Source organism: bacterium (assembly GCA_021372515.1).
Lineage (GTDB): Bacteria > Gemmatimonadota > Glassbacteria > GWA2-58-10 > GWA2-58-10 > JAJFUG01.
The window spans coordinates 1-6,337 of the sequence record JAJFUG010000069.1 but is presented as its reverse complement, the minus strand read 5'-3'; the positions used below and the strand labels follow the sequence as shown (position 1 = coordinate 6,337).

Here is a 6,337-nt window from a genome sequence, read left to right as displayed (position 1 = left end):
CAGGCAGTCGGCCATCTTTTTCTGGGTGATCGGGTCGCCGATCTGCACGGCGCTGGTGGGGCTTTTCTCATCCAGCTCCACGCTGGAGAACGTGGCCCCGTGGATCCCGTCCTTGCCGATCCGCCCGCCCACCATGACTATGTGGTCGCCGGGCAGGATTTTCTTGTCGCAGCCGGGCTCGCCGTTCACGACACGCGGGATAATGCCGCCCGTGCCGCAGAATACTAAAGGTTTCCCGCGGAAACGGTCATCGAACACGATTGCGCCGTTGACCGTGGGGATGCCGCTCTGGTTGCCGCCGTCGCGCACCCCGCGATGTACGCCCTTGAACACACGCTTGGGGTGCAGGAGCCGCCCCGGCAGGGGCTTGTCCCAATCCGGCCGGGCGAAGCAGAACACATCCGTGTTGAATATCATCCGGCAGCCGATCCCGGTGCCCAGGACATCGCGGTTCACACCCACGATCCCTGTGATCGCGCCGCCGTAGGGATCGAGCGCGGAGGGGCTGTTGTGGGTTTCAACTTTGAGCGAGATGTCGTAATCCTGGTCGAAACGCACCACTCCCGCGTTGTCGTGGAACACCGAGACCAGCCAGTCGATACGCTCGCCCACCTTGCGCGTGGTCTCGCGGATATAGGTCTTGAACAGGCTTTCGATCCGGCGCGACGGCTCGTCCGGAGCGCTGTAGTCGACCGCGCAGTTGAAAATCTTGTGCTTGCAGTGCTCGCTCCAGGTCTGGGCCAGGCACTCCAGCTCCACATCGGTGGGTCCGGCGGGAAGCCCCTGGGCCTGTCGCTGCGCGCGAACCTCCGGGCGGCGGTACCAGGCCTGGATCGCTTTCATCTCCTCAAGGCTGAGCGAGAGCACGCCCGCCTCCGAGATACGCAGCAGGGCCGCGTCCTCCACCTCCAGGTCGATCCGGCGCACCGGCGGGGTTTCGCTCCGGCCGACCACGGGCACTGAGAGCGAAACCCGCGCGCCGCTTTCCCACTCGGCGCGGCTCAATATCTGCCAGCGCTCGATCAGCTCGTTGGCCAACAAGCCCCCGGCGATCCGGTCCATATCGGCGCGGCTGAAATCGCCCTCGAACAGGTACTGACGGCCGGCGAAAAAGCCCTCACCCGCGGCGAACTGACGGCCCAGCATGTCCTGCACGCCCTCGGCGGCGCTGTGGCCCACGTTGTCGGTCACCCCGGGGCGGTAGCCCACCTCGACCAGCCAGTTGAAATCGGCCGCGCCGTAGAGCGGGGTGTCCACGCTGTAGAGCTGCGCCACCGGGTCGGCGAAAAGCTCCGCTCCCAGGCGCTCCAGCTCCGCCCGGCTGAAAGAGGCGTTGGTGGTGTAGACCGCCAGGCTGCGCACCCGTCGCGGGGCCAGCCCCAAGTCCTCGCGCACCGAGCGCGCCACCGACTGGCCCAGCGCATCCACCATCGCGGGCTTGAATCCGACCTCGATCCGATGACTCATCCGATCCCCATCGCTTTAAGTAGAGTGAAACGTACGTTTCAGGTTGAGAACGGCTTCCCGTCACACCCTAAAATAATAAAAAAGGCCCGGATTAGCCAAAGTTATGGCAGCGGGGAGAAAACCGCGCCGGAGCCCGGAAGGGCCGTTAGCCGGGGAAACGCGAATACAGCATAATGAACAAGATCGAAGTCGTTGTTGGGGCACGCTGCAGCGTGCTCGATTTCTAAGATTAAATCCCCCTCAATCCCCCTTGTCAAAGGGGGAGGCCGGTCGGCAGTCCACCTTGACCGCGGGTGGAAAGGAGGGCACGGCATATCGTTCCCCTATGTCAAAAATCAAGCCCCACGCCTTCCTGGCTTGACCGAAGGGGGAGAAATGCCGGGAATTGTGTTACTCCGGCAGCAACAGACATAAGCCCCCGGCAGCACCCGGAGCAGTGCTCACCGAACCAGCGCCGACACAACACATTGCCGATCAACGAAATCACCATCAGCGACAAAACGGCATGCGATTTGATGTACAAAGAAACGGATAATCTGATATACCGCGATTAAACATCTTTCCGAGGGTCTGGTATGTCGCTAAACGCTGCCCGTTGTGCGGTGCGATTGGCTGCATTTCTGCTGGCGCTGCTCACCCTGGCCGGCTGCGGGCACGACAACCCAGCCGCGCCGGAGCAGGGCGACAATCCACTCGTCCCGGAACAGAACGACACCTCGGCAACCGAGGTTGTCGTATCCAAAACGACTCTGGCGGACTATCTGCCGCTGGATGGGGGCAACCAAGCTTACAGCTTCTCGATCTCCAACAATTTCAGCCATTACTCAGAAGATTATTATTTCACGCACGCCTTGAGCGGCAGCGTGACAATCAATTTCAGCCCGGCAGTGGGGGATTCAGCGGCAATGGACATCTCCCTGAACAATGTGTTTGAAATCAAGTCCGCCCTGATCAGCACTGTCCGAGGTTACTTTGGCGAGGAAAGAGACGAGCAGAAGGACCTTACAGTCAATTCTCAAGCCAGGCTGATTCTGGCTTCAGATAGCCTGTGGTATGTACCGAACGACACCTCCGGCAACAGAACTCTCGTAATGAACTTCGACGGCGACAACGGCACTCTGCGTGAGCTTGCGCCTTTTCTGCCGCCCGGCTGGTCGCTGGCGCCTTGGGAAAGTCAGGAGGTATGGGATGATAACACCGCGTTGGTCAAAGGGGACACCCTGATATTCACGATAGATATCTATTGCAGCTACACCATGATACAAAGGGGTACGATCAAGTTTCTGAAAGGCGCCGGACTCGAATCGGTCCATTACGAGCAGATTGTGGGAGAGGGTACGCTTTCGCCAAGCCATTATACGGTATCGTACACGAAAATCTGATCCGCCCGAATCGACCGTGATTGAACTTCTACTAGGGGCTCAGCTATGCCTCACAACGGGGCAAGGAATCTTAGGCTGTTGTTACTTTGCTTGTCGGCTCTGCTCACCCTGGCCGACTGCGGGCACGACATCCCCCTGGCCCCGGGCAAAGGTGCGATCCTGCAGGATTACCTGCCTCAAGAAGACGGACAGCAGCAATATCAGTTCACCCTGGTCAGCTCATATCAAGCGCATAATTATGAAACATATAAATATCACATCATGTCCGGCGTTTGCAGCATTCAAATGATCCATGGCCAGAGCAGCTCCTCGGCTGAAGAACTGATTGCAGACATAGCATTCGCAGTCGAGCTGGACTCGCTCGACAAACAGTACACTCCGTATCCCAACGATCGAATCTTAACTGTGAAAAATGCTTACAGCCTCTCCCAAACGATCCACCTGTATCTATCCGCCGATTCCCTCTGGTATGTTCCAGCCGATTCCGCCCAATCGGGTTATGACGCCCGACATCCCATGCTCAGCTATTCCGCGGACAAAGGCGGTACACTGATAGACCTGGCGCCGTTTCTTCTGCCAGGTTGGTTCATAGCCCCGGATGCGACCCAATACAACTCTGCCGAAGTGAGAGGTGATACGTTGATCTATATACTTTCAAGCAGTTGGGTACCGTGCTACAACGGAGTCGTGAGATTTCTCAAGGGTTCTGGACTATTGTCTGTCGACAGCTATTACTACGAGGGCGGCACGATATCCGGAGGCTCCACAAATATAAGCTACAGACGGATTTGATTCCGCTCCGGCACAGACAGCAAGAAGCCCCGGCGCACCTACCGTGCACCGGGGCTTCTCTTATCCATCATTTCACCTGGCGAGGCTTATTTCACCGAGGCCAGCTCGACCTCGGCGTCCCCCTGACCCTTCTTCCGGCCGTCGTTCTTGCAGATGAAATCCTCGACCATGCGACGGGCCTCCTCATCCGAATACTGGATCGGAGGACTCTTCATGAAATAGGCCGCCGGGCCGAACAGCGGGCCGCTGATCCCCTTGTCCAGGGCCAACTTGCAGCAGCGGATCGCGTCGATCACCACGCCGGCCGAGTTGGGGCTGTCCCAGACCTCGAGTTTGAGCTCCAGGTTCAGCGGCACGTTGCCGAACGTCTGGCCCTCGAGACGGATGTGCGCCCACTTGCGGTCATCCAGCCACGAGACATAGTCGCTCGGGCCGATGTAGACATTGCGCGGCTCCAGCGGGGTGGCAAGCTGGCTGGTCACGGCCTGGGTCTTCGAGATTTTCTTGCTCTCCAGGCGCTCGCGCTCCAGCATGTTCATGAAATCGGTGTTGCCGCCCACATTGAGCTGGCTGGTGCGCAGCAGCTTAACGCCGCGGTCGCCGAACAGCTTGGCCAGCACGCGGTGGGTGATAGTCGCCCCGACCTGGCTCTTGATGTCATCGCCCACGATCGGCAGGCCGGCCTTGCGGAAACGGTCGCCCCACTCCTTGGCGATGAACACCGGGATGCAGTTGACAAAGCCCACGCCCGCGGCCAGGGCCTGCTCGGCGTAGAAACGCGAGGCTTTCTCGCTGCCCACGGGCAGGTAGCTGACCATCACATCGGCCCGGCTCTCCTTGAGCAACTGGACCATGTCGACCTCGGGCTCATCCGAGATCTGGATCACCTGCGACAGGTACTTGCCGATCCCGTCGATCACCGGGCCGCGTTTGACCGTAATCCCCGTGGTGGGCACGTCGCTGAACTTGATCGTGTTGTTCGGGTCGGCGAACACGGCCTCGGCCAGATCGTGACCGACCTTGGTCCGGTTGACATCCACCGCGGCCACGAACTCGATGTCGCGGATGTGGTATCCGCCCAGGTTGACATGCATCAGACCGGGAACGAACTCATCCTCAGCCGCGTTCTTGTAGAACTCCACACCCTGGACCAGGGAGCTGGCGCAGTTGCCCACCCCCACGATTGCCACTCTGACTTTTTTGCTCATATGGGAGACTCCTGGCTATGGTTTGTTTTTCCTGACAGCCGCATTGGGGATTGTCCGGTCAACATATTTCGACACACGATATTATTCAGCTTTACAACATTTGTCCAATTTATTATTGTTATGTTAAACATAATCAAAATCTATATTAATATCTTGCGCTTCCGTAAACCAATGTTTTTTTGGAAGTTACAAAACAGGCCCCAAACGGGTCCGCACAGACTTCCGAAATAATTTCTTTACCGTTGCGCACTAATCCGGGGACAATCCACCCGCCGCGTTGGAGGATACATGCTGCTCGAACATCTGCGTTTCTTTCACGCCGTGGCCGAAAACGGCAGTTTCACCCGCGCCGCGGCTGAGCTTCTGCTGACCCAGCCCGCGGTGAGCAGCCAGATCGCCCGCCTGGAGGAGGAACTGGGGCAGAAACTGTTCGAGCGGCGCGGTAAGCATGTACAGCTCAGCCGGGCTGGCGAGATGCTGTACGCCCAGTCGCGCAAGATTTTCCAGCAACTGCGCGAGGCGCACACGATCCTGGAAGACCTCAAAAACCTGGAGGCCGGCCGTCTGGAGCTGGGCACGGTGGATGTAATGAGCATTTACGTTCTGCCGCGTATCTTCCGGGAGTTCAACCAGCGATTCCCGCGGGTGGAAATTTCGATCTCTGTGGACAACTCGGCCACGATCTGCAATGCGGTGCAGGAGGGCGTGCTCGACCTGGGCTTTGTCACCCTGCCGGTGGAGAACCGCAACCTGGTCTTTTTCCCGGTGTTCACCGACATCATGCGGGTGATCGCCCCGCCGAACCACCCGCTGGCCAAAAAGCCACGAGTCAGCCTGGAGGAACTCACCCGTACCACGCTCATCATCTACAAGCGCAACTCTGTGACCCGCAGCCTGATCGAGCAGGTGTTCGCCGAGGCCGGGCTGGAGCTGGCCCCGGACATGGAGATCGACCGCCCGGAAGCGATGAAGAAGCTGGTGGAGGTGGGTCTGGGGGTTTCGATCATTCCCGAGATGTCGATCCGTCGTGAGCTGGAGGAGGGCAGCCTGGTCACGCTGGACACGGGCGAGGTGCGTTTCGAGCGCCAGCTCGGGCTGGTCTGCCGCCGCGGGCAGTTCTTCTCGCCCTCGGCCGCGGCGTTCCTGGAGATAGTGCGGGCCGCGCTCAAGCCCGCGCGCTGGTTCGACCGGGAGGCGGCGGCGCTCTGAGGACGGCAGAGTAATGTCAGGACCCGCGCCTGTGGCTGCCGGACGAATGTGGCAGGCACAGGGGCCTGCCCCTGCGTTTGATGGCTGGCGCAAGGCTGTCAGCCTGGCCTCCCCCTTGACAAGGCCAAGCAGTAATGTCCGGTTAGGTTTTTGCATAGAATGTTACGGGCGAACACAAGGTTCGCCCCTACGACACCCCCTGACATCCCAGGAAGTCAAACACGCTTGCGGCTGTCAGGCCGCCGCAGTTCAGCCTTTGGGGGCCGCACCTGTCTGAGC

The 6,337-nt window shown here is 59.5% G+C and carries 5 protein-coding genes; 3 read left to right on the top strand and 2 right to left on the bottom strand.

Going from position 1 to position 6,337, the window contains the following annotated elements; genetic code table 11:
- A partial coding sequence (locus LLH00_06975; protein MCE5271012.1) for a phosphoribosylformylglycinamidine synthase occupies positions 1-1,467 on the bottom strand: 1,467 nt, incomplete at its 3' end.
- Between the two features lie 575 nt (positions 1,468-2,042).
- Here LLH00_06975 and LLH00_06970 point away from each other — a divergent pair.
- Positions 2,043-2,849 carry a hypothetical protein gene (locus LLH00_06970; protein MCE5271011.1) on the top strand — a complete coding sequence of 269 codons (807 nt, stop codon included), beginning with the start codon at positions 2,043-2,045 and terminating at the stop codon, positions 2,847-2,849.
- A 45-nt stretch (positions 2,850-2,894) separates the two neighbouring features.
- Positions 2,895-3,641 carry a hypothetical protein gene (locus LLH00_06965; protein MCE5271010.1) on the top strand — a complete coding sequence of 249 codons (747 nt, stop codon included), beginning with the start codon at positions 2,895-2,897 and terminating at the stop codon, positions 3,639-3,641.
- An 86-nt stretch (positions 3,642-3,727) separates the two neighbouring features.
- Here the strand turns inward: LLH00_06965 and LLH00_06960 are convergent, their stop codons facing one another.
- The gene (locus LLH00_06960; GenBank protein MCE5271009.1) at positions 3,728-4,849 is read right to left on the bottom strand and encodes an inositol-3-phosphate synthase; all 1,122 of its coding nucleotides are present in this window, start codon (positions 4,847-4,849) and stop codon (positions 3,728-3,730) included.
- 288 nt (positions 4,850-5,137) lie between these two features.
- Between LLH00_06960 and LLH00_06955 the strand changes: the two genes are divergently transcribed.
- On the top strand, positions 5,138-6,058 hold the full coding sequence (locus LLH00_06955; GenBank protein MCE5271008.1) for a LysR family transcriptional regulator: 921 nt from the start codon (positions 5,138-5,140) through the stop codon (positions 6,056-6,058).
- Positions 6,059-6,337 lie beyond the last annotated feature (279 nt).

Bases quoted from the DNA above. Each gene is read 5' to 3' on its own strand.
- LLH00_06970 (MCE5271011.1), top strand. From the start codon at position 2,043: ATGTCGCTAAACGCTGCCCGTTGTGCGGTGCGATTGGCTGCATTTCTG.
- LLH00_06965 (MCE5271010.1), top strand. From the start codon at position 2,895: ATGCCTCACAACGGGGCAAGGAATCTTAGGCTGTTGTTACTTTGCTTG.
- LLH00_06960 (MCE5271009.1), bottom strand. From the start codon at position 4,849: ATGAGCAAAAAAGTCAGAGTGGCAATCGTGGGGGTGGGCAACTGCGCC.
- LLH00_06955 (MCE5271008.1), top strand. From the start codon at position 5,138: ATGCTGCTCGAACATCTGCGTTTCTTTCACGCCGTGGCCGAAAACGGC.